The sequence below is a fragment of the Nocardia sp. CC201C genome (assembly GCF_030010695.1).
Lineage (GTDB): Bacteria > Actinomycetota > Actinomycetes > Mycobacteriales > Mycobacteriaceae > Nocardia > Nocardia otitidiscaviarum.
This window is the reverse complement of sequence record NZ_JASCXP010000006.1, coordinates 1-19,645: the sequence shown is the minus strand read 5'-3', so window position 1 is coordinate 19,645 and position 19,645 is coordinate 1. Positions and strand designations below refer to the sequence as shown.

Genomic DNA, 19,645 nt, shown 5'->3' with positions numbered 1-19,645 from the left:
GTACCGAGCATCCCGACAATGACAAGCGATCGCCGGCACAGCGCGGCTAACCGGCCTCGACGATCTGTCGCAGGCGCGCTTCCAACCCGTCCAGCACGCGATCCAGCGCGTAGCGGCAGTACTCCCGCCGCGCCGCCGCCACGCCCTCGGGAGCCGTGACGAACCCCGCCATCATGCGCCGCATCCGCTCCACCCCGGTCGACGGATGCGCGGCGAGCAACCGCTCCAGCCCAGCGAGGCCGAATCCCTCGTCCTCGCGTTGGTCACCGATGGAGATCAACCCGAGGCAGGTGTTGAAGGCGACGGTGTACGCCGGGGCCGCCTCCTCGCCCCAGCCCGCCTCGATCATGCGGGTCAGCCCCGCGTCGACCATGGGCAGCAACCCCTCGGTCTGCGGACCGTTGCGCAGCAGCCAGGCGGCCACCCCCGGATACCGCGACAGCTGATCGATCATGGCCGACAGCTCCGCGTACAGCCCTGCGCGCCAATCGGTATCGTCGAAGGTCAAGCCCATGTCCGCGTACACGCGGTCCACCACCGCGGCGCACACCTTGCCCCGGTCGCCGACATGGTGGTAGATCACCGAGAGCGAGGTGTCCAACCGGCCGGTCAGCTCCCGCATACTCCAGCCGTCCAGCCCGCGCTCGGCCGTCAATGCCAGTGCGGCATCGACGATCACCGCGCGCGACAGGCCGGTGCGGTACGCCCGGCGGGATCCCTTCGGCATCGGCGCACTCCTCCACGACGGCTCGGCGGGCGGTCAACTCCGGGCAACCCTATCGCCCCGGTGGCGGATTCCGGGCCACCCGGGTGGCGGCTCCCGCCCCGGGGAGGCGAGGTTTCGCTCTACACTGACCGCGTGCGCATTCGACGTCTGATCGCCCTGTCCGCCTGTGTCGTGTTGACCCCGCTCGGCGTGGCCGCCTGCACCTCGGAGGGCCCCGGATCCAAGACCGAGTGCCAGGTCAGCGGCTGCACCATCACCTTCGACCGGGGTGTGAACGCCAAGGCCAGCGTGCTGGGGGTGGAGGCGGAACTCGTTGCCGTGAACGGCAATCTGGTGACGTTGAAGGTGGCCGGACAGGAGGTGTCGGTGCCGGCCGGGGAGACGCAGCCCGCAGACGGCATGAACGTCTCCGTGCAGGAGGTCACGCCGGATCAGGTCGTGGTGAAGATCGCCACGGGCATCCAGACCAACTGACCGGTCACGGCGCGGGTTCCAGGGCGGGCGGCCGCCACTCGCCGCGCAGCACACTCGGTTGCGGCGCGTACAGGCGCATGGTCAGCGAGAACGGCCCCGCGTCCGGAATGGGCAGCCAATTGCCCGGCGGGACAGCGGATCCGGGATGCTCGTACTGAACCGCGATCTCCAGCGACCCGTCCGGATTCGGCACCGGCGGAATATGATGGCCGACCGAGTGCACGCCCGAGGGATGCGGGATCAGGAAGCCGTCGCCGTCGTAGGCGGTGATCGACCAGAAGGCGTCCACGGGCGGGATCTGGTCCGGCGGGAAGCGCAGCCGGTAGCGGTTGGGCGTGCCGTCGGTGTCGGCCAGCCCGTCCAGATTCGGATAGATCGCATGCTCGGGCAGATTCGCGCCCAGCCCCTGCTGGGCCACCCGGGCGCGCAACCGGTAGTCGGTGCCGTAGTCGCCGAGTTCGGTGGAGTACTCCCAGCCGTTGGCGACCGTGGTATCCGGATCGGTGTAGGTCGGGAGCTGCCGCCGGGCGGTGGCCACCCCCGCGGCGAGGTCGGCGGCGGAGATCCCGGTGACCGCTCCCCCGGGCCGGATGCCGATCCGCGCGAAACGCGCCAGGGCGGGTGCGTCCTCCGGCGCGGGCGGATTCACGGCCATGAGCGCGCACAGGCGGGTGAAGAAGCTGTTCGCATCCATGCTGCCGACCCGGAAGGCGGGCGGGGTCGTGGTCTCGACGGGTTTGACCGTTCCCTCGGGGGCGGGCCGCCCGGCCAGCCAGTCACCGAGTGGCACCAGCACCAACTCGCGTTGACGGGCCCGCACCGCGGGCACGTCCGCGACGCCGTCGACCTGGATGCGGCCGATCAGCCACACCATGGGCGTCGGCATCTCCAGGCGTACGGCGTCGTCGGGCAGGTCTCCCGCCCACCCCGGTCCGGTGACCACGTACGTATAGGGCGGTCCGGGCGCGTCGGGTCCCACCCGCGGCCGGATGCTGCCCGGACTGTGCACGGTATTGGTCCAGGCGTCCAGGAACTGCATCACCCAGAACCGGCCCGATTCCACCGCGGGCACCCGCAGCACGATCGGCCCCGCGGCCAGATCCAGCCAGGAGATGGAGTACAGCGTGTCGATATTGACGCGCACCAGATCGCGACGGGCCGGGGTGGGCAGGCTGTCGGCGTGCAGGAAGCGATTCGTCGGGACGATGGCCTCGAACGCGGCGCGGGTGGCGTCCATGAGCACCAGCGGGTAGCCGAAGACGTAGGCGTCGGCGGCGATTCCCCGAAGATCGGCGGCGTCGGTCGACGTCGCACCCGTGCCATCGTCGGAACGTCCGCAGGCGGCCAGGGTGATACCGGCCGCGGCGGCCAGCCCGAGGGCGGTGCGGCGCGAGACGCGCGTCGACAACCGATCGAGTTCGCCGTTCATGGCCTCCCATTCTCACCCCGCCGCACCTTCGCCCCTTCACCCGATTCGGGTGAAGCGCCTGTGCAACGGATCAGGAACGGCTGACCCAGCCGCCGATCATCTCCGCGGTCTCGTCGATGAGCCGGTCGCGGTCGAGCTCCGGCGGCGGTTTCAGGCCGATGCGCAGGGCCGCGGCCAGGCCCGCATTGGCCATGACGAAGGCGCGGACGTCCAGATCGTGCTCGGGCAGCGGCCCCAGCTGCTGGAGCAGGTAGGCGCGGGTGAGCAGCAGCAGGCGGCGTTCCAGGCCGCCGAAGCCCGCGCCGTCCACCGTCGCGTCGGCGGTGAGCGCGCGCACCAGTGGCTCCCGCTCGGCCAGCACCGCGACGATGGCGCGCAGGCTGGTGGCCACCGAATCCCGTGGGGACAGACCCATGCCGTCGAGTACGGCCGCGGTGAACCGCTCCTCCAGTTCCGCGAGCAGCCGGGCCCGCAGCACCTCCACGATCTCGTGTTTGTCGGTGAAGTAGCGGTAGAGCGTGCCGATGCTCATATTGGCGCCGGCGGCGATCCGATTGGTGGAGGTGTCGGCGATACCGCGTTCGGCGAAAAGTCGAGCCGCGGTCGCGACGATGCGCTCGCGGGACTCCCGGGCCCGCTCCTGCGTCGGACGTTTACGCCGGTGATTGCCGGTTTCAGCCATGGAACCGGTTCGGCGTGAAAAGTGAGTAGAACCTGAGCATCAGCTCATTTTACGCTGCTGACATGGTCCGCGAGAAGGTGCCCGCGACGCTCGATACCGCCGCGGCAGGCAAGATCCCCACCGAATTCCGCTACTGGGACCGGCTCGCCGATCCTCGGGTGCAGCAGGCGCGCCGCATGTTCCGCACCGTCTTCCGATTCGACCCGCAACCCGCGGAGGACCTGGTGCGCGCCTTCGGGGAGGCGTATTACCAGGCCGACCCGGTGGCCGAGGCGTTCGTGGACGAGGTGTACCTGGGTGAGCCCGGCCCGAAGGCGGGCCGGGCCATGCTCGACCGCGCCCTGGAGTACGGCGTGGATTCGGTGCCCGACGCACCGCCCTCCCTCATCCGGCTGTTCGAGGAGTTCGAGACGCCGCCGGACTGGCTGGACCCGGAACTGGTCGCCCAGGGCGCGCGGGTGTTCCGACGGTGGGGCACTTCGGTATTCAGCTTCGCCACCACCAGCACACTGGAGATGTATTCGGAGAGCTCCATCGCCAAACCGCTGTCCTACACCGGCGGCTACGCGGGCGACCGGGCGCACAAGCGGCAGCTCGAGACCGTGCGATTCTGGATCGACGTATCCGAACCCGGCGGGCTCGACCCCGGCGCTCGGGGACGGCAGACCGCCATGCGGGTCCGGATCATGCACGTATTCATCCGCCGCAAGCTCATGGCCCGACCGGAATGGGACTACGACGCCTGGGGCGTGCCGATCAGCGTGGGTGACGCGACGCTGACCCTGATGGGCGGCAGCGTGGTGCCCGGTCTGGCGCTGTGGAGCATCGGACACCAGACCACGGTGCGCGAAATCGAAGCGACACTGCACTTCTGGCGATACGTGGGACATCTGCTCGGTGTGCAGCCGCCGTGGTACCCGCGGGACTTCCGGGAATCGGTGCGGCTCATGTTCGCGGCCTTCGTCAAACGCGCACACACCGCGGGCGTGGACGGCGCGGAACTGGTGGAGTCGTATCTGCCCGCCTTCGAACCGAAACCCGGTACGCCGTGGCGCAAACGACTACGCGACGAGATCAACTATCGGATGCAGATCGGCTACACGGGCGTCTGGCTGCTGCCGTCCACCTACGCGCGCCACTCCATGCCGCGCCGCTTCCCCTGGGTGCTGCACCCCATCGTCCAGGCCCCGCTCATCTTCGGCGCGGAAACCCTGCGGCGCACCATCCCCGGACTGGATGCCGTCGCCGACCGCGTGCAGCGCCACCGGCGGGAGCAGTGGTACCGCAACGAGGTCGGGGACCGCGCGGCCGAATTCGAGCCGGTCGAGGAATTCCGGCGCTGAGCCCGGTGGCGCACGCGTCGACGGTGACGCGCATGCGATCGGCTCGGCACAGGGTGAAGCCGGGCTCCCTCCGCAGCTGGGAGCCCGGCCCCCTGTCGACACACCGGTGTGGGCGGTGGGCCGACGTCTACGCGCCGGATGGCGCGGGGTCAGTGGGCGTGGCGCACGGTGTCCAGCGCCCGGCCCAGCAGGTCCAGGCCGTGGTCGAGCTCCTCGTCCGTAATCGTCAGCGGTGGGAGCAATTTCACCACTTCGTCCTCGGATCCGGAAGTCTCCACCAGCAGTCCCATCTCGAAGGCGATCTGGCTGACCTTGGCGGCCTCGGAGGCTTCCGCGAAGACCAGCCCGTGCACGAGGCCGCGGCCGCGCGTGGACACGCCGTCGAAATGCGCGGCCAGGGCGGTGAGCCCGGCGCGCACCCGCTCCCCCTTGGCCAGGGTCGCGGCTTCCAGCGCGCCGTCGGACCAGTAGTGCCGCAGCGCCGCGGCACCCGTCACGAAGGCGGCGTTGTTACCGCGGAAAGTGCCGTTGTGCTCGCCGGGCGTCCACTGGTCGAGCTCTCGTTTCATGAGCACCAGCGCCATGGGAAGTCCGTATCCGCCAATGGATTTCGAGAGCGTCACGATATCGGGAGTGATACCCGCGACCTCGAAGGAGAAGAACGGTCCGGTACGCCCGCAACCCATCTGCACATCGTCGACGATGAGCAGGATGCCGCGATCGGAGCACAGGTCGGCCAACTGGCGCAGCCATTCGGGGCGCGCCACGTTCACCCCGCCCTCGCCCTGCACGGTTTCCACGATGACCGCGGCGGGGCGGTCCAGGCCCGAGGACGAGTCGTCGAGCGCGCGGCGCATCCAGGCGAAATCGTCTGCCGCACCGAGGTAGCCGTCGTAGGGCATGGGGGTGGCGTGCACCAGCGGCACGCCCGCGCCCGCTCGCTTGGCGGCATTGCCGGTCACCGCGAGCGCGCCCAGGGTCATGCCGTGGAAGGCATTGGTGAAGTTCAGGACGGTGCCGCGGCCGGTGATCTTGCGGGCCAGTTTGAGCGCCGCCTCCACCGCATTGGCTCCGGTCGGGCCCGGGAACTGCACCTTGTAGTCCAGCTCGCGCGGGTCGAGGACCACCTCGCGCAGGGCTTCCAGCAGTCCCCGCTTGGCCGCGGTGGACATGTCGAGGCTGTGCGTGACCCCGTCCGCGAGCAGGTAGTCGATGAGCGCCTGCTTCAGGATCGGATTGTTGTGCCCGTAGTTGAGCGCGCCCGCCCCGGCGAAGAAGTCGAGGTAGTCCTTGCCGCTCTCATCGGTCAGCCAGGCGCCCCGGGCGGTCGCGAAGACCGTCGGCCAGCACCGGCAGTAGCCGCGCACATTTGATTCGAGCGTCTCGAACACGGTCGTCTCGGCGGTGGTCATGGGCGTCCTCGCAGTGCGGCAAAGTGAAACGTGACTGTTTCTATCACTGCGAGGTGGCGGACCGGACCGTTTTCGCCGAATCCCGGCGGGGTGGCCGGAATAAATCCTTTGCGCCAGCGGCGCGGCCACCATACTGTCGACATCTTGTGCGTGCTGACGTAGGGATCTACTGGCAGCTGGTCCGAGCGGGATTCCGCCGACAGTCCTATTACCGATCGGCCATGGTCGCGGGCCTGATCACCAATGTGGTCTTCGGCTTCGTCCGCGCCGCCGTGCTGATGACCGCCGTAAACAGCGGCAGTGAATTCGGCGGCTACGACCAGGGCACCATCGGCGCCTACACCTGGCTGTCACAGGGACTGCTGGGCGCCATCGCATTCTGGGGCGTGCCGAATATCGTGGAGCGCATCAAGTCCGGCGATGTGGCCATCGACTTCCTGCGACCCATCGACATCCAGCTGGCGCACCTGGCGGAATACTGCGGACGCGCCGTCTACACCCTGCTGCCGCGCGGGCTGCCCAGCGTGCTCATCGGCGCGCTCACCTTCGGACTCGCCGTGCCCGCCACGCCGGGGCCCTACCTGCTCGGCGCGATCAGCCTGGTCCTGGCCATCGCCGTATCCTTCCTGTCGCTGTTCACCGTATGCCTGGCCGGATTCTGGGTGGTCGAGACGCGCGGACTGCGGACGCTGCACATGATCCTCGGCACCTTCCTGGCCGGACTCTTCGCACCGGTCCACCTGTTCCCGGAGTGGCTGCGCATCCTGGCCTACTGCACGCCGTTCCCGTCCATGCTGCAATGGCCCATCGACGTGCTCTCCGGGCGCACCGTCGGCTGGCACGCGGTGGGACTGGTCGGAGCGCAGCTCTGCTGGCTGTTCGCGCTGCTGGCCGCCGGGCAGCTGGTGCTGCGCGCCGGACAGCGCAAGCTGGAGGTGCAGGGTGGGTGAGGCGCCCTCGCGGCTGGCCCCCTATCGGGCCGTGCTCGCATCCCGGCTGCGCGCGCAACGCGCCTACCCGCTGTCGTTCGGGCTGGACCTGTGCAGCGCGCTCCTCATCGGCCTCGTCGAATTCGCGGAGATGTACGTGATCTTCGCCAACGTGCCGCGGCTCGGCGGGCTCGACCTCACCGCCATGCTGCTGCTGTTCGGCCTGAGCAATACCGCCTTCACGGTGGCGGACATGCTGGTGGGACATCTCGACACGCTGCCGAACTACATCCGCATGGGACAGCTGGACGCCTTCTATCTGCGCCCGCAGCCGCTGCTGCTGCAATTGGCCACCAGCGATATCGCGCTGCGCCGCATCGCCCGCCTCGCGGTGGCGGTGACGATCCTCGGCCTCGGCATAGCCCACAACGACATCGACTGGACCCCATCGCATCTCGCGTTGTTCGCCCTGACCCTGCTGTCCGGGATCGCGATCTTCGCGGGTTTGTTCGTCTGCGCGGCGGGGCTCCAGTTCTATCTGATCGACGGCGCGGAGCTCACCAACTCCTTCACCTACGGCGGTTCCTACGCCTCGATGCAACCGACCTCGGTGTTCCCCACACCGATGAAACTCATCTTCGGATTCCTGGTGCCCGTGGCCTTCACCTCCTATCTGCCGACCATCGCACTGCTGGAGCTCCCCGGCCCGCCCATGCTGCCGTCCTGGCTGGCCTGGGGCGCGCCGCTGGCGGCGATCTGGGTGTGGGCGGCGGCGCTGGGACTGTGGCGGCTGGGGACCAGGCACTACCAGGGAGGCGGCGGATGACCGGACAGATCATCGATATCGAGGAACTGACCAGGACTTTCGTCCTGCACCGCCGCCAGGGACGCTGGCGGCGACGACGCGAGGAGCTGACGGCGGTGGACGCCATGAGCTTTCGCGTCGAACCGGGCGCCGCGGTCGGCTATATCGGCGCGAACGGAGCCGGGAAGTCGACCACCATCAAGATGATCACCGGCATTCTGGTGCCCTCGTCCGGGACGGTGCGCACCTGCGGGCTCGATCCGGTCCGGCAGCGGCGGGAACTGGCCGCCCGGATCGGGGTGGTGTTCGGGCAGCGCTCCCAGCTGTGGTGGGATCTGCCGCTGCGCGAATCCTTCTCGATTCTCGCGGCCATCCACCGGCTGCCCGAGTCGGCGGCGCGGCGACGCCTGGACGAACTCGTGGAGCAGCTGGAGATGGCCGAGACCCTGGACACTCCGGTACGGCAGCTCTCCCTAGGGCAACGCATGCGCGCGGAAGTCGCCGCGGCCCTGCTGCACTCGCCCGAGCTGGTCATTCTCGACGAGCCGACCATCGGCCTGGATGTGCTGTCCAAACAGCGTTTGCGCGAATTCCTGCGCTACGAACGCACCCGGCGCGGCACCACGCTGCTGCTCACCACCCACGATATGGGCGATATCGAGCGACTGTGCGAGCGCGTCCTGGTGGTCGACCGCGGCCGTCTCGTCTACGACGGCTCGCTGACCGGACTGGCCGCCACCGTCGGGGCGCAGCGGGTGCTGACCGTGGACCTGATCGAGCCCTGCGCCGAACTCACCGACCTGCCGGGCGCGAAACTGCTCGACAGCGAGGGCGCGGGGCTGCGGCAGCGGTTCGCGTTCGACTCCGAGCGCACCACGGCCGCGGAGCTGCTGGCCGCCATCTCGGCCCGCACCCAGGTGCGTGACCTGTCGCTGGAGGAACCCGATATCGAGGATGTGGTGCGGCGCATCTACGAATCCAGCGCGAAACCGCTCGGTTCGTAACAATTCCGCGATACCGCCCGCGGCGACCGGCCGGACCGCCGCGGCTCTCGCGTACCGCCGACACGGCGGTGAGCCGATGGACATCTCGTTGTTTCCCGCCGGACCCGAACTCCACATCCCGCGCGAGCAGGATCGTGTGCGCATGTGACATGCCGTCCTCGACACGGTAACCGATCGAGCAGGAGTCGAATGGTGTTATTCCGACCTACGGCATTGCTGCCGAACGGTAGCGGAAAGCGCGCGCTGGCAACGGCATTGGTACGCCCGCGCACGATCCGCGCCCGGCTGCGGCGCATCCTGCTGGTCTCGGTGGCGATGGTGCTCGGACTGCTCGCGATCATCATCTCCCGGGAGGTCGCGGCCTACCGCGACACCGGGTCGACCGTACGGGCGGTCACCCTCGCCCTGGCGGTCCAGGATCTGGTCCACGAGGCGCAGCGCGAGCGCGGCCTCACCAATGGACTTCAGGGCGGCGACGATTCGCTGCGGCCGGTGGTGGAGCAGCAGCGCGCCGCCACCGATAACGCCCTGCTGGCGCTCGAACGCGCCGTGGCCGCGCAGCCCGCCGGTACCGACCAGGTGCGTTCGGCACTCACGCACGTGGCCGGATTGAGCGCCAACCGCGCCGACGTCGACGCCCGCCGCATCGACCGCTCGGCCTCCTTCCAGTTCTACACCGGTGCCATCACCGCACTGAACCGGGCCCGGCCCGGACTCGACAAGGCCGGGGAAACCGACCTGTGGCACGGCCTCCAGGCGCTGTACGCACTCGGCGACGCCAAGGAATACACCGGACAGGAGCGCGGGTTCCTGCACGGCGTCTTCGCCGCGGGCGGCTTCGAACCGGGCGAATACGTGCGGTTCCTCGATATCCGGGCCGCCAAACAGGCCGCGATCACCGCCTTCGACCGCGACGCCACTCCCGAGCAGCGCGCCCTGCTCATCGCCGCCATGCGTTCCGAGGACGCGGTCGGTGCCGGCGCTGCCGAGGCCGTCGCTATCGCGTCCACCGCGGGACCGCTGCTGGAACCGGTGAGCACCGCCGACTGGTGGCGGCAGATGACGGCCGTCGTCGACCTCGAACACGAGGTGCAGCAGTCGGTCGGAGCCGATATCCGCGCTCGCGCCGACACGCTGCGGGACCGGGCCGCGCTGCTGCTCGGCGGGTACGTGCTCGCGGCGCTGCTGGCCGTGCTGGCACTGGTGGCGCTGGTGGTGGCGACCGTGCGCTCCATCGTGCGGCCGCTGGCGCGACTGGCGTCGGAAGCCGACGACGTGGCGGGTCACCGGCTGCCGGAACTCATCGCGGCCTGGCACCGGGACGCGGACGCGGACCCCGCGCCGCCGCCACCGGTACGGGTCAGTGCCGGGGCGGGCGAGGAAATCGTCTCGGTGGCACAGGCTCTCGACCGCGTCCAGACCACCGCCTTCGACCTGGCCTCGGAACAGGCGCTGCTGCGGCGCAATACGACCGAATCCCTGGCGAACCTGGGACGGCGCAATCAGAATCTGGTGCGCCGCCAGCTCGGGCTGATCAGTGAATTCGAGCGGGCGGAACTGGATCCCACCGCACTGTCCAATCTGTTCGAACTCGACCATCTGGCCACGCGCATGCGCCGCAATGCCGAAAGCCTGCTCGTACTGGTCGGGGAGGCCAGCCCGCGGCGCTGGTCGGAGCCCATTCCACTCAGCGATGTGATCCGGGCCGGGCTGTCCGAGGTGGACGACTACCGACGGGTGGTGCTGCGGCGGGTGGACGAGATCGCCGTCGTCGGCTCGGCGGTCAGCGAGGTGGCGCATATGCTCGCCGAACTCATCGAGAACGGATTGTCCTTCTCCCCACCGGATCTGGAGGTGGAGATCTACGGGCGGCGGACCGGCCAGCGCTACCTGATCGCCATCGTCGACCACGGCGTCGGCATGTCGCCCGACCAGCTCGCCATCGCCAATGCCCGGCTGCGCGGCGAGGCCGACTTCCTGGTCGCCCCCACCCGCTTCCTCGGCCACTACGTGGTCGGCCGCCTCGCCCGCCGCCTCGGCGTGCAGGTGGAGCTCACCATCTCGCCGGTCAGCGGCGTGGTGGCGCGACTGCTGCTGCCACCGGATCTGGTGGTGGACCAGCGCGCGGAGCAACCCGCACTGACGGCGAAAGACACTGCGCCCCAAGAGATCAGCGTGACACGGGACTCGGACGGCGCGGCCACCTGCGAGCGGCAGTCGTTCCCACTCGACCACGCACCGACCGATCGGACAGCGGGCCCGTCCCCGGCAGTGGAGGTGACGAACCCCCTGCCGGGCAACGCTTCTCGGATTGCGGACGAAGCGAACGGCACGGAGGTGCAACGCACTCGAAACGGGCTCGTCAAGCGGAACCGGAAGGCTCGGGGGCACACCGGTGCGGCGGAGAGCGGGCACCCCGCGCCGACTCGGCAGCCCAGCGCCGCGCTCGCACAACGCTCCCCCGACGAGGTGCGCGGCATCCTCGCCGGATTTCGTGCCGGGCATCAGCGCGGCGCGTCGAACACCCAGGAGGACCGCAGGTGACCACCCACTACACCGAGACCGATCCGCACACCTTCAACTGGCTGCTCGCCGACTTCGTCCGCACCACCGACGGGGTGCGCGACGCCGTCGCGGTGTCCTCGGACGGACTGCTCATGGCCATGTCGGCCGGACTGGACCGCACCGGCGCCGACCGGCTCGCCGCCATTGTCTCCGGACTCACCAGTCTGAGCCGAAGCGCCTCCCGCAGTTACGATTTCGACGGGCTCCGGCTCATCATGATCGAGATGGGCCGGGGCTTCCTGCTCGTCTCCGCCATGGCCGACGGCAGCAGCGTCGGCGTCATCGCCGACAACACCTGCGATGTCGGACTGGTCGGCTACCAGATGGCGGTGCTGGCCGACCGCGCCGGAGCGCTGCTCACCCCGGCGCTCATCACCGAACTGAGAGAGTCGCTGTCGCGATGAACGATCGGCAACGGCTCCCGGACCCCCGCATGATCACGCTGAACCAGCCCGCGGGCTGGGCTCGGCCCACCACCGCCCCGCGCGACAGCCAACTCCGCCCCGACCCCGCCGACGAACTCGTGGTGCGACCGTTCATGGTGACCTCGGGCCGCACCACCCCGCTGATGGACGGTCTGCGCCTGGAGACCCTGGTTCGCGCCACCCCCGCCGCGCTGTCCGCCCCGCTGCGCTTCGAACTCGAACGCGTGGTGCGGCTGTGTCAGCACACCCACTCCATCGCCGAAATCGGCGCGGCCCTGCGGGTTCCGGTCGGCGTCGCCCGCGTGCTGGTCAGCGATCTGGTGAGCGCGGGCCACGTATCGGTCAACGGGGCCGATGAACTGTCCACCGCCGCCATCGAAAGGATCCGGGACCTTGTCCGGGCACTCTGAGCACGTCACCGCCGCACCCGCCCTGGCCTCCTCCGTGAAGATCGTCGTGAGCGGCGGTTTCGGGGTCGGCAAGACCACCTTCATCGGGGCCATCTCCGAGATCGAGCCGCTGGCCACCGAGGCCGCCATGACCGAGGTCTCGGTGGGCGTGGACACTCCCGGCCGCGACACCGGCAAGACCACCACCACGGTGGCGCTCGACTTCGGCCGCCTCACCCTGGACCGATCCTTGGTGCTGTACCTGTTCGGCACGCCCGGCCAGGAGCGCTTCGAATTCCTCTGGGACGATCTGCTCGACGGCGCCCTGGGCGGCGTCGTGCTGGTGGACACCGACCGGATCGAGGACTGCTATCCGGTGCTCGACTTCTTCGAACGGCGGCGCACCCCATTCGTGGTGGCGGTCAACCGATTCGACGCCGGGCAGCGGTTCGAACTCGACGAGGTACGCGAGGCGCTGGAAATCGATCCGGCCATCCATCTCATGGATTGCGATGCGCGCGACCGGAAATCGGTGCAGGCGGTGCTGGTCGCGCTGCTGGAGCAGGTCCTGCTGCGCCGCCGCGCGCCCGCGCTGGCAGGATGAACACCGCCCACACGAAGACCGCCCCGGATGCGCTCGCATCCGGGGCGGTAGCCCGAAAACCCTTCGCGGGCGGTATCAGCCGCCGAAGGAACCCGTCCAGAGGGTGCTCAGAATGCCGTGCAGCGCGGCCGAACCGGTGCTGAACAGACCGTTCAGGGCGGCGCTACCGGTGTCGATGATAACCGGGATCATGGAATCAACCTCTCTGTCGTATGGCGCCCCCGGCGAGGATTTCCCGCCGTGGACGTGACCACACTGCCGACGCAGACTTACAGCGCACTGGCTGGTAGCTGAGAGATCGCTGAGTCCCGTTGTGGGTAGTGTCACCGTAACGAAAGCCGGTGCGCGCCTATCGCGGAGGCTGCGCCCCGGCCGAATACAGACTCACCTCGCCGTCCTCCCCCAGGAAGGCGTTGACCAGCATCGTCGCCGAGGTACGCAACTCGTCCGGTTCGGGTGCGGCGGTGGTGATGGAGATCTGCGGGATGGCGGCCCAGTTGACGACGTAGCGCTCCGGCGGGCCGTTGTCGGTGGACAGGTGCGCGAGCCGGAACACCGACACGGTCCGGCGAACCATGAGCGTGCGCACCACTTCCGCGATTCGCTCCGGGTCTTCCAGTGCGAACATGAAACCGAAGGTCAGCTCCGGTGAGGACACGTATGCTGGCACGAATATCGAGGCTATCCCCGCGAACCCGTCCGGCCCGGTCGCCACGCCCTGCGGATTGCCATCGATGCGCCTGACGATCACCGGGTCGCATGCGCCGACGGTCCCGGCGCGCGGGTGCACCCGCGCCGGCAAGCCGGGCGCTCAGGTGTCGAATCGCCTCGAACCGCACCCCGTGTGTGACCGTCCTGTAATGGTGTATAACGATTCCCCGGCAGCTTCGGCGAATCGCACGCCCACTGGTTGCGCGTCTCCGACAGTCGCGCCAACCTGGATATGTCCCGTATTTCGGACAGTCTTCTCATCGCATCGTCGCGGATTTCCCGGTTTCTTCACCGTGTCGTTTGAGTGGTGGGCTGTGCGTTCCGGCATACGGGGCTGCGCCGGAGCCGAGGGGAGCCCCTCCCCGAAACCCCCTCGGCCCTGGCGCATCCAACACCACAGACAGTCGAGGGTGGAAGTATGACAACCGACTACGGCGCAGCGGTTTTCGGGGAAGAACTGCCGATGTCCGGGGCGCGACTACCCGCACCGGCCACCCTCCTGCGGGCCTTCCGCGAACCGGTCGCCACCGACCGCCCGGACCGCGACGTCCTCGACGCCGCCCATGAGCTGGTGCAATGCCACGAACGCCGACACCAGGCGCAGCAGTCCGCGCACGCCAGCGGGGCCACCCCGCGCCGCGTCGCGCACTGCAGCCAGGTCGTGGAGAACATCGACGCCCGCCGCTCGGAACTCGTCGAACGCATCGACACCTGGGTGGCCGCCAATATCGCGCATCGCAGCGGAGCCTCGCTGCACACCGAGACCCTGGGCGCGGTCATCGATCGAATGGCGGCGAAATGGGTTGCGGCACAACAGGCTTTGGGCATGCCCAGCAGTTCCGCCCGGCCCCCCACGGCCGACGGCCGCCCCCGCCCACGCATCGGACCCCATCGAGGTGACGGGCCACCGGTCCACACCGGCGACGGCCCACGCGGCGGTGCCGACGATTCCGCACGAGGCACTGGCACCGGCCGGGAACACATCGCCAAGAACGGCGACGACGCCGCGCGGCGCAATGGCAGGCGCGGCGTCGACCGGGAAACACATCTACTTTGGTACCGCCTGGCCGAGCTGGCCGACGGCTACCGGGATCTGATCACCGACGTGGCCGAGCACCGGCGTCGGCTGCCCGTGTGGTGACCTGCGCGGATGATCGGCCGCAGGGTCCGGGGACGCGGCGCGTCGCCGGGCGGTGCACCGGGACGCACCCCGGCTCGGCCTCGGTGAACCGGCCGCGGCGGCCCGCCCACCACCGGTCGGCGTGGGGGCATCCGGCTGCCACCCCCGCGCCGACAGGACCCCGATTGCCCGGCGTAATGACGGTCAGTACTGGCGAGGTTCGACCACGACCTCGGCGTCGATGACGTCCCCGGAAGGGGAACGCTTGGGCGAAACATCTTGCGGCGCAGCAATATCCGCGTCATCGTCGAGACCATCGACGCTGCCCGCCGCATCACCCTCCGCGGCACGCTGTGCCTCGGCGTCCCGGGCGGCGGCCGCGGCGGCCTCACGCATCTCGATGGCGTCGGTGATCCAGTCGCCGATCTCGCGGGTCACCTCGGCCACGGTGCCGGTGATGATGTTCGCGATATTGCCGACGTGCTTCGCGCCCGACGACGTCAATTCCTGGATCAGATCCTTGTTGCTCTCGAATTTTCCGATCATCTAAACGCCCACTTCGCTCGGCTTCCCCCGCCGCATGACGATAACACCCGGCTGCGGCGACTTCTTGACGAGGAAGTCCGGCAGTGCCAGCTTGAACAGCTTCGCCCACACCGAGCCGATCTGCTTGCCGAGCCGACCGGCGTTGTACGGCAGGCCGTACTTCTCGCACAGCGCGCGGACCTGGGGCGCGATCTCCGGGTAGCGGTTGGCGGGCAGATCCGGGAACAGGTGGTGCTCGATCTGGTGCGACAGGTTGCCCGACATGATGTGGAACAGCTTGCCGCCGGTGATATTGGCCGAACCCAGCATCTGCCGGACGTACCACTCACCGCGCGTCTCCTCAGCGGTCTCCTCCTTGGTGAACGTCTGTACGCCGGAGGGGAAGTGCCCGCAGAAGATGATCGAGAAGGCCCAGACGTTGCGGATCAGATTGGCGGCCGCGTTGCCCGCCAGCGTGGACAGGAACAGCGGCCCGGTCAGCGCCGGGAACACGATGTAGTCCTTGAGCACCTGCCGCCCGGACTTGCGCCACTGTCCGATCAGCAGCGGCTTGATATCCGACCACTTGCGCTTACCCTGCACGATGTTCTCGGCCTCGAGGTCGTGCAGCATGACGCCCCACTCGAACAGCACCATCAGCCAGAACGCGTAAATGGGGTTGCCCAGGTAGTAGGGGTTCCACTTCTGGCCCTCGTCGATACGAAGGATGCCGTACCCGATATCCCGGTCCATGTCGTGGATATTGGTGAAAGTGTGGTGCATGTAGTTGTGCGAGTGCTTCCACTGGTCGGCGGGGCAGACCGTATCCCACTCGAACACCCGCGAGTTCAGGCCCGGTTCACGCATCCAGTCGTACTGGCCGTGCATGACGTTGTGGCCGATCTCCATATTGTCGAGGATCTTGGACACGCCCAGGGCGGCCACGCCCGCCAGCCAGAACGGCGGCAGGAAGCCCAGGTACATCAGGCCGCGCCCGGCGATCTCGAAGCCGCGCTGCGCTTTGATGATCGTGTAGATGTATTCGCGGTCGCGCTCGCCCAGGTCGGCGACGACACGGGCGCGCAACTCGTCGAGTTCGCGGCCGATCTCCTCGACCTGCTCGGCGGACAGGACCAGGGGTCCCGCGGTGGTTTCGGTCAGAATCGCCATGATGAACCCTCCTTTTCAGATGGCGATGTCAACGTCCCCGACCGGGGCGTTGATGCAGAGCTGGATGGGCTGATCCGGGTCGCTGTCGAGCTCCCCGGTGCGCAGATTGCGGGTGCACCCGCTGGTCTTGACCGCCGTGCAGGAGAAGCAGATCCCCATGCGGCAGCCGTATTCGGGCGTGAGTCCGGCGGCCTCGGCCTGCTCGAGCAGGGTCGCGCCGGAATTGGCGGCGGTGACGCCGCTGCCGGAGAAGGTGACCTCGCCCTCGGCGGTCTCCGGATCGGCCGGGGCCACCGTTAGCGTGAACTCCTCGCTGTGCAGGTGGTCGGCCAGTTGCTCGGCCTCGTAGACGGTGCGCACCGCGTTCATGAGCGCGGGCGGGCCGCACAGGTAGGTCTCGGCGTCGGCGAACCAGGGGGCGAACTCCTCCAGCTGGTCGTAGGAGAAGCGGTGCCCCGGATCGCGTTCCGGATACAGCAGCTCGATGCGCACATTGCCGTGCTGCATGGCGATGGCGTCGAGTTCGGCGCGGTGCGGCACCATTTCCGGAGCACGGTTGTAATGCAGGAAGACGACCTGGCCGGCGTAGCTCTCGGCCGCCAGGGTGCGCAGCATGGACAGCACGGGGGTGATGCCGCTGCCACCGCTGATGAGCACGATGCGGTCCGGGCGCGGGTCGGGCAGATGGAACACTCCCGCCGCCGGGGACAGGTCCACCACCATGCCGGGGATGGCGTGCGCGTTGAGGTACTGGGAGACGAGGCCGTTCGGGTGGGCCTTGACGGTGAGTTCGATATGCCGGTCGCGGCGGCTCTGCGTATTCACCGGCGAGTAGCAGCGGGTGTGGCGCACGCCGTCGATGACCACGCCGATCTGCACGTACTGCCCCGCCAGGTGTCCGGTCCACTGCCGGGTGGGGCGCAGGGTCAGGGTCACCGAGCCCTCCGCGCTGCCCGGCCCCGGATGACGGCGCACGTGGGTGATCTCGGCGCGCATATCGCGCACGGTCAAGGTCGGGCGCACCAGCTCGAGGTAGCGGTCCAGCGGGTGCGGGCTGGTGAGCGTCTGCACCAGTTCGAGCAGTCCAACCATGCGGGCCTCCTGTCGCGTCGCCGAGTTCGCCTCGGCGCGCCCCGTCGATCTTGCGGTGCACCGGGAGCACTAGCTCGCCAGCTTTTCGGTGCACATCTGTACACTGAACTAGTCTGCCGAGTACCCGGCCTCGAGTGCAACCAGCAGTTCGTGTGACCCACGCGACATCTCGTGAAGGAACTGAATGTGAACGCATGTATGCTCATCGACGTGAGCGAGCAGGCAGCTACCCGAGTCGAACGCAAGGAACGCACCCGCGCCGCGCTCCTCGAAGGCACCCTCGCTCTCGCCGCCGACCGCGGGTTCGCCGCCCTGAGCCTGCGCGAGATCGCCCGCTCCGCGGGCATCGTGCCGACCGCCTTCTACCGGCACTTCACCTCCCTCGACGAACTCGGCGCCACCCTGGTGGATCAGGGCGTCCGCGAACTCCGCCTGGCCCTGCGGGAACTGCGCCGCACCCCCGACGCCCGCCTGGCCGAGACCGTCCGCTTCGTCTTCGAGCAAGTCGACGGCAAGGAAGATCTCTACGGCTTCCTGCTCCGCGAACGCCACGGCGGTTCCGCGGCCCTGCGCGGCGCCATCTCCGTCGAACTACAGCTCATAGTCCGCGAACTGGTGGTCGACCTCTCCCGCATCCGCGCCCTCGACGCCTGGTCCCACGACGACCTCGAACTGGCCGCCGACCTCATCGTCTCCACCGTCGCCGCCCGCATAGCCGACTACATCACCGCCGCCCCCCACGACCACACCCACCTGATCGACACCGCCGTCCGCCAGGTCCGACTGATCTCCCTCGGCATGAGCGCCTGGCGCCCGTGAGCCGTCAGTCGGCGCGCAGCGCGGGGGCGCGCACCGGCAGAAGGGCCAGTAGGCCCGCTACCAGCACCAGCAGCAGGCCGACTATGCCCGCGCGGTCGGCGTCGAAGGCGTAGGCGAAGAGGCCGAAAAGGGTGGGGGCGAGGAAGGATACGGCTCGGCCGGTGGTGGTGTAGAGGCCGAACATCTGGCCTTCGCGGCCGGGTGGGGCGAGGCGGGCCAGGAAGGAGCGGGCGGAGGCTTGGGCGGGGCCGACGAAGACGGTGAGCAGGAGGCCGAAGATCCAGAACATGAGGGGGCCGGAGACCGCGAGTAGCGCGGTGCCGCAGATGATCATGGACACCAGTGACACCACGATGACGGATTTGGGGCCGACGCGGTCGTCGAAACGGCCCGCGACGACGGCGCCGAGGGCGGCGACCACGTTCGCGGCGATGCCGAACAGCAGCACGTCGGCGTCGGCGATGCCGTAGACGTTCACGGCCAGGACCGCGCCGAAGGTGAAGACACCCGCCAGGCCGTCGCGGAAGACCGCGCTGGCCAGCAGGAAACCGACCGTGCGGCGGTCGACGCGCCAGAGTTCACGCAGGTCTCGCCACAGCACCCGGTACGAGGTGAGCAGGGCGCGCCACCAGCCGGTCAGCCTGCCGCCGGTCCGAACCCGCACGGCCGCACCGGGATCGGCGTCGGTGCGCGGCAGCTCCGGAACCAGGAACAGCACCGGCAGGGCGAAGGCGGCGAACCAGACGGCCGCCAGCACCGCCACCAGCCGGATGTTCAGGCCGGTATCGGTGGGGACGCCGAACAGGCCGCGGAAATCGCCGTCACCGCTGATGAAACCGAAATAGCAGATGAGCAGCAGCAGGATGCCGCCGAAATAGCCCATGGCCCAGCCGAATCCGGAGACGCGGCCCACCGTGGCGGGCGTGGAGACCTGGCGCAGCATGGCGTTGTAGGGGACGTTCGCGAGTTCGAAGAAGGCCGAGCCGAAGGCCAGCAGCACCAGACCCAGCCACAGGTAGTGGTAGTCGTCGCGCACGAAGAACATGAGCGACATGCTCAGCACGGTCAGCCCGGTCAGAATCGCCAGGGAGAGTTTGCGTTTGGCGGTGGCGTCGAACCACTGGCCGCTCACGGGCGCGGTGAGGGCCACCACCAGACCCGCCGCTCCCAGCGCCCACCCCAGCCAGGCGCTCGCCGAGATGTCACCGGGCAGATTCTCGCCCACCTTGTCGGTGAGGTACACCGAGAATACGAAGGTGAGGATCACGGCATTGAACGCCGCCGAACCCCAGTCCCACAGCCCCCACGCGACCACCTGCCCGCGACCACTGGCCTGCCCGACCGTCGCCTGACCCGAAACCTCCGCCATCAGCGCAGGGTATGCGACGAATCGGAAACGGCGGCGGGAAACACGCCACCG

Annotated in this window: 20 protein-coding genes; 11 read left to right on the top strand and 9 right to left on the bottom strand. The window is 68.9% G+C overall.

Features of this window, described 5'->3' with window-relative positions; translation table 11 throughout:
• Nucleotides 1-46: 46 nt before the first annotated feature.
• Nucleotides 47-727: a TetR/AcrR family transcriptional regulator gene (locus QK444_RS01460; RefSeq protein WP_282776273.1), complete on the bottom strand. Its 681-nt coding sequence runs from the start codon at nucleotides 725-727 to the stop codon at nucleotides 47-49.
• A 132-nt stretch (nucleotides 728-859) separates the two neighbouring features.
• On the opposite strand from QK444_RS01460, the gene QK444_RS01455 reads away from it, so the two are divergent.
• Complete coding sequence (locus QK444_RS01455) at nucleotides 860-1,201, top strand: hypothetical protein (protein WP_282776271.1); 342 nt, start codon at nucleotides 860-862, stop codon at nucleotides 1,199-1,201.
• Nucleotides 1,202-1,205: 4 nt separating this feature from the next.
• On the opposite strand, the gene QK444_RS01450 is transcribed toward QK444_RS01455, so the two are convergent.
• Both QK444_RS01450 and QK444_RS01445 read right to left on the bottom strand, forming a co-directional pair.
• The gene (locus QK444_RS01450) at nucleotides 1,206-2,630 is read right to left on the bottom strand and encodes a DUF1254 domain-containing protein (RefSeq protein WP_282776270.1); all 1,425 of its coding nucleotides are present in this window, start codon (nucleotides 2,628-2,630) and stop codon (nucleotides 1,206-1,208) included.
• Between the two features lie 70 nt (nucleotides 2,631-2,700).
• Nucleotides 2,701-3,312 (bottom strand): TetR/AcrR family transcriptional regulator, encoded by a 612-nt coding sequence (locus tag QK444_RS01445; protein WP_282776269.1) that lies wholly within the window; start codon nucleotides 3,310-3,312, stop codon nucleotides 2,701-2,703.
• A 62-nt stretch (nucleotides 3,313-3,374) separates the two neighbouring features.
• Between QK444_RS01445 and QK444_RS01440 the strand changes: the two genes are divergently transcribed.
• Entirely contained in the window at nucleotides 3,375-4,655 is a 1,281-nt protein-coding gene (locus QK444_RS01440; protein ID WP_282776267.1) for an oxygenase MpaB family protein, read from the top strand.
• A gap of 149 nt (nucleotides 4,656-4,804) precedes the next feature.
• Here QK444_RS01440 and ectB read toward each other — a convergent pair whose 3' ends face one another.
• Nucleotides 4,805-6,067, bottom strand: coding sequence for a diaminobutyrate--2-oxoglutarate transaminase (ectB, locus tag QK444_RS01435; RefSeq protein WP_282776265.1), 1,263 nt, complete (start codon nucleotides 6,065-6,067; stop codon nucleotides 4,805-4,807).
• Nucleotides 6,068-6,213: 146 nt separating this feature from the next.
• Between ectB and QK444_RS01430 the strand changes: the two genes are divergently transcribed.
• From QK444_RS01430 to QK444_RS01400, 7 genes are all read left to right on the top strand, one after another.
• Nucleotides 6,214-7,017, top strand: coding sequence for an ABC-2 family transporter protein (locus QK444_RS01430; protein ID WP_282776263.1), 804 nt, complete (start codon nucleotides 6,214-6,216; stop codon nucleotides 7,015-7,017).
• Complete coding sequence (locus QK444_RS01425) at nucleotides 7,010-7,822, top strand: ABC-2 family transporter protein (RefSeq protein ID WP_282776260.1); 813 nt, start codon at nucleotides 7,010-7,012, stop codon at nucleotides 7,820-7,822. The genes QK444_RS01430 and QK444_RS01425 overlap by 8 nt, the downstream gene beginning before the upstream one ends.
• Nucleotides 7,819-8,805, top strand: coding sequence for an ATP-binding cassette domain-containing protein (locus QK444_RS01420; protein WP_282776258.1), 987 nt, complete (start codon nucleotides 7,819-7,821; stop codon nucleotides 8,803-8,805). The genes QK444_RS01425 and QK444_RS01420 overlap by 4 nt, the downstream gene beginning before the upstream one ends.
• 189 nt (nucleotides 8,806-8,994) lie before the next feature.
• Complete coding sequence (locus tag QK444_RS01415; RefSeq protein ID WP_282776256.1) at nucleotides 8,995-11,349, top strand: ATP-binding protein; 2,355 nt, start codon at nucleotides 8,995-8,997, stop codon at nucleotides 11,347-11,349.
• A complete protein-coding gene (locus QK444_RS01410; protein WP_039811017.1) occupies nucleotides 11,346-11,774 on the top strand; it encodes a roadblock/LC7 domain-containing protein in 429 nt (142 codons plus the stop codon). Before QK444_RS01415 ends, QK444_RS01410 begins: the two co-directional genes overlap by 4 nt.
• Entirely contained in the window at nucleotides 11,771-12,205 is a 435-nt protein-coding gene (locus QK444_RS01405; protein ID WP_282776253.1) for a DUF742 domain-containing protein, read from the top strand. Before QK444_RS01410 ends, QK444_RS01405 begins: the two co-directional genes overlap by 4 nt.
• Before the next feature lie 22 nt (nucleotides 12,206-12,227).
• Nucleotides 12,228-12,788, top strand: coding sequence for an ATP/GTP-binding protein (locus QK444_RS01400; RefSeq protein ID WP_029926863.1), 561 nt, complete (start codon nucleotides 12,228-12,230; stop codon nucleotides 12,786-12,788).
• Between the two features lie 349 nt (nucleotides 12,789-13,137).
• Here the strand turns inward: QK444_RS01400 and QK444_RS01395 are convergent, their stop codons facing one another.
• Nucleotides 13,138-13,458, bottom strand: coding sequence for a hypothetical protein (locus QK444_RS01395; RefSeq protein WP_143984285.1), 321 nt, complete (start codon nucleotides 13,456-13,458; stop codon nucleotides 13,138-13,140).
• A gap of 459 nt (nucleotides 13,459-13,917) precedes the next feature.
• Here QK444_RS01395 and QK444_RS01390 point away from each other — a divergent pair, with 459 nt between their 5' ends.
• Nucleotides 13,918-14,640, top strand: coding sequence for a DUF4254 domain-containing protein (locus QK444_RS01390; RefSeq protein ID WP_282776251.1), 723 nt, complete (start codon nucleotides 13,918-13,920; stop codon nucleotides 14,638-14,640).
• Between the two features lie 183 nt (nucleotides 14,641-14,823).
• On the opposite strand, the gene QK444_RS01385 is transcribed toward QK444_RS01390, so the two are convergent.
• The 3 genes from QK444_RS01385 to QK444_RS01375 are packed head-to-tail and all read right to left on the bottom strand — an operon-like array spanning nucleotide 14,824 to nucleotide 17,406.
• On the bottom strand, nucleotides 14,824-15,165 hold the full coding sequence (locus QK444_RS01385) for a hypothetical protein (RefSeq protein ID WP_282776250.1): 342 nt from the start codon (nucleotides 15,163-15,165) through the stop codon (nucleotides 14,824-14,826).
• Nucleotides 15,166-16,314, bottom strand: a complete 1,149-nt coding sequence (locus QK444_RS01380; protein ID WP_282776248.1) for an acyl-CoA desaturase — start codon at nucleotides 16,312-16,314, stop codon at nucleotides 15,166-15,168.
• 15 nt (nucleotides 16,315-16,329) lie between these two features.
• Nucleotides 16,330-17,406 carry a ferredoxin reductase gene (locus QK444_RS01375; protein WP_282776246.1) on the bottom strand — a complete coding sequence of 359 codons (1,077 nt, stop codon included), beginning with the start codon at nucleotides 17,404-17,406 and terminating at the stop codon, nucleotides 16,330-16,332.
• A gap of 210 nt (nucleotides 17,407-17,616) precedes the next feature.
• Between QK444_RS01375 and QK444_RS01370 the strand changes: the two genes are divergently transcribed.
• On the top strand, nucleotides 17,617-18,225 hold the full coding sequence (locus QK444_RS01370; RefSeq protein ID WP_349239504.1) for a TetR family transcriptional regulator: 609 nt from the start codon (nucleotides 17,617-17,619) through the stop codon (nucleotides 18,223-18,225).
• A 4-nt stretch (nucleotides 18,226-18,229) separates the two neighbouring features.
• On the opposite strand, the gene QK444_RS01365 is transcribed toward QK444_RS01370, so the two are convergent.
• A complete protein-coding gene (locus QK444_RS01365; protein ID WP_282776244.1) occupies nucleotides 18,230-19,594 on the bottom strand; it encodes an MFS transporter in 1,365 nt (454 codons plus the stop codon).
• Nucleotides 19,595-19,645 lie beyond the last annotated feature (51 nt).

Coding starts and splice junctions, on each gene's coding strand:
- QK444_RS01460 (WP_282776273.1), bottom strand. CDS start 727: ATGCCGAAGGGATCCCGCCGGGCGTACCGCACCGGCCTGTCGCGCGCG.
- QK444_RS01450 (WP_282776270.1), bottom strand. CDS start 2,630: ATGAACGGCGAACTCGATCGGTTGTCGACGCGCGTCTCGCGCCGCACC.
- QK444_RS01445 (WP_282776269.1), bottom strand. CDS start 3,312: ATGGCTGAAACCGGCAATCACCGGCGTAAACGTCCGACGCAGGAGCGG.
- QK444_RS01440 (WP_282776267.1), top strand. CDS start 3,375: ATGGTCCGCGAGAAGGTGCCCGCGACGCTCGATACCGCCGCGGCAGGC.
- ectB (WP_282776265.1), bottom strand. CDS start 6,067: ATGACCACCGCCGAGACGACCGTGTTCGAGACGCTCGAATCAAATGTG.
- QK444_RS01420 (WP_282776258.1), top strand. CDS start 7,819: ATGACCGGACAGATCATCGATATCGAGGAACTGACCAGGACTTTCGTC.
- QK444_RS01415 (WP_282776256.1), top strand. CDS start 8,995: ATGGTGTTATTCCGACCTACGGCATTGCTGCCGAACGGTAGCGGAAAG.
- QK444_RS01405 (WP_282776253.1), top strand. CDS start 11,771: ATGAACGATCGGCAACGGCTCCCGGACCCCCGCATGATCACGCTGAAC.
- QK444_RS01390 (WP_282776251.1), top strand. CDS start 13,918: ATGACAACCGACTACGGCGCAGCGGTTTTCGGGGAAGAACTGCCGATG.
- QK444_RS01385 (WP_282776250.1), bottom strand. CDS start 15,165: ATGATCGGAAAATTCGAGAGCAACAAGGATCTGATCCAGGAATTGACG.
- QK444_RS01380 (WP_282776248.1), bottom strand. CDS start 16,314: ATGGCGATTCTGACCGAAACCACCGCGGGACCCCTGGTCCTGTCCGCC.
- QK444_RS01375 (WP_282776246.1), bottom strand. CDS start 17,406: ATGGTTGGACTGCTCGAACTGGTGCAGACGCTCACCAGCCCGCACCCG.
- QK444_RS01365 (WP_282776244.1), bottom strand. CDS start 19,594: ATGGCGGAGGTTTCGGGTCAGGCGACGGTCGGGCAGGCCAGTGGTCGC.